This window comes from Candidatus Erwinia dacicola (genome assembly GCF_001756855.1).
GTDB classification, from domain to species: Bacteria; Pseudomonadota; Gammaproteobacteria; order Enterobacterales; family Enterobacteriaceae; genus Erwinia; species Erwinia dacicola.
The window spans coordinates 1-1,908 of the sequence record NZ_MAYS01000416.1; the positions used below are offsets into that span (position 1 = coordinate 1).

The following is a 1,908-nucleotide window of genomic DNA, read 5'->3' on the forward strand; positions in this document are numbered from 1 at the left end:
AGCGGCCACGCGCTCAAGGATATAGGGTTTGAACGGGTCAAGCTTGCAGGGTCTGGGTGCGCGAGGCTTGTAGCGGATATCCGCTACGGGCAGCGGGCTAGATATATCTGCGAACGGTCTCACGAGAGCATGAAAGCTGGCGCGCGATGGCGCGTATCGACATGCCCTGACGGTGTAAAACACTCATCTCCACTCTGGTCTCCAATATCATCATTGTCAGTGCCTTAAAACTGCCATTTTTACCCTGGGTGGGGCCGATTTAGATCGGCAGGTGGGCCAGTTTTACATCGGTAGCGACAGGAAAACTTGGTTCAATTGCAGCAATTGGTTTCTACCCCGCATTTTTCCGTTAAAATACACTCGAAATAATTCGAGTTGCAGGAAGGCGGCAAGACCGCGAATACTCAGGAGTATAGTTAACTATGTGACTGGGGCGAGTGGGTGCAGCCAACGCACCTGCAGCTTGAAGTATTACGAGAAGTCTCGTTTTCATTTCAGACCATGCATGTAATTCAAGGAATAACAATGAGGCAAGATAAGCCCGGCGTACTGTTGGTCAACTTAGGCACGCCTGATGCCCCGACTACCCCAGCCGTAAAACGTTACCTTAAGCAATTCCTCAGCGACAAGCGCGTGGTTGATTCTCCGCGCTGGCTATGGTGGCCGATTCTCAATCTCGCTATTTTGCCGCTTCGCTCACCGCGCGTATCAAAGCTGTATGCTTCAGTATGGATGGACGAAGGTTCACCGCTGATGGTGTATAGCCAGCGCCAGCAGGTGGCACTGGCGGCCCGGTTAGATATGCCGGTGGCGCTGGGTATGAGCTACGGCAATCCGAGCCTGAAAAGCGCCATCGACAGCCTGATGGAACAGGGCGTTAACCGCCTGATCGTACTGCCGCTGTATCCGCAATTTTCCTGCTCTACCGTTGCCGCAGTGTGGGACGGGATCACCAGCGTGTTTGCCGGTTACCGCAGCCTGCCGTCGGTAAATTTTATCCGCGATTATGCTGAGCACCCGGCCTATATCGCCGCGCTGAAAGCCTCGGTTGAGCGTTCGTTTGCCCAGCACGGCAAGCCGGATCTACTGGTGAGCTCGTTCCACGGCATCCCACAGCGCTTTGCTAATGAGGGTGATGACTACCCGCTGCGCTGCCACGACACCTTTGAGGAACTTAAAACCTCGCTCGGTCTCAGCAGCAGCGAAGCGATGCTCACTTTCCAGTCGCGCTTTGGCCGCGAGCCGTGGTTAATGCCCTACACCGATGAGACGATGAAGTCCCTGCCGGCGAAAGGCGTGAACCATGTGCAGATCATGAGCCCGGGCTTCTCGTCTGACTGCTTGGAAACGCTGGAGGAGATCAACGGCGAGAACCGCGAAATCTTCCTGCACGCGGGCGGCACGCGCTTTGAGTACATCCCGGCACTGAATGATGATGAAGCCCACATTACCATGATGATGGAACTAGTGAATCAGTATCGCTAACACTATGGGGCGGTAACGCCCCACAGCGATCGTCTCAGATCCCATTCATGTTATCATTGCGCTCTTATCACCTGCCCGTAGCCCGCAAATATGGAATTCCCCGGTCAGCGCACTCGAACCGCTGTTGCAGCCGGTTAATGATGCAGCCAACAGCTGGATCGTCGGTATCGATCAGATCCTAGTGGATATTGAAGCCAAAGTGGACGACGAGTTTGTGGCCCGTTACGGCCTGAGCTTCGGTTGCTCGCTGGTCATTGAAGATGACGTGGCGGAAGCGCTGTATGCTGAACTGCACCGCGAAAACTTGATCACCCATCAGTTCGGCGGCGGCACGGTTGGTAACACCCTGCATAACTACTCGGTACTGGCGGATGACCGTTCGGTCCTGCTCGGCGTGATGTGTAAAAACGGCTTTGTTGAATA

At 54.7% G+C, this 1,908-nt stretch carries 1 protein-coding gene and 2 pseudogenes; 2 read left to right on the forward strand and 1 reads right to left on the reverse strand.

The features are described 5' to 3' along the window. Nucleotides 1-214: pseudogene (locus tag BBW68_RS16790) on the reverse strand (helix-turn-helix domain-containing protein); the annotation flags it as partial. Nucleotides 215-525: 311 nt separating this feature from the next. Between BBW68_RS16790 and hemH the strand changes: the two are divergent. Next, a complete protein-coding gene (hemH, locus tag BBW68_RS11410; RefSeq protein WP_070135455.1) occupies nt 526-1,485 on the forward strand; it encodes a ferrochelatase in 960 nt (319 codons plus the stop codon). An 88-nt stretch (nt 1,486-1,573) separates the two neighbouring features. Then, nucleotides 1,574-1,908 (forward strand): annotated as a pseudogene (locus BBW68_RS11415) (inosine/guanosine kinase); the annotation flags it as partial.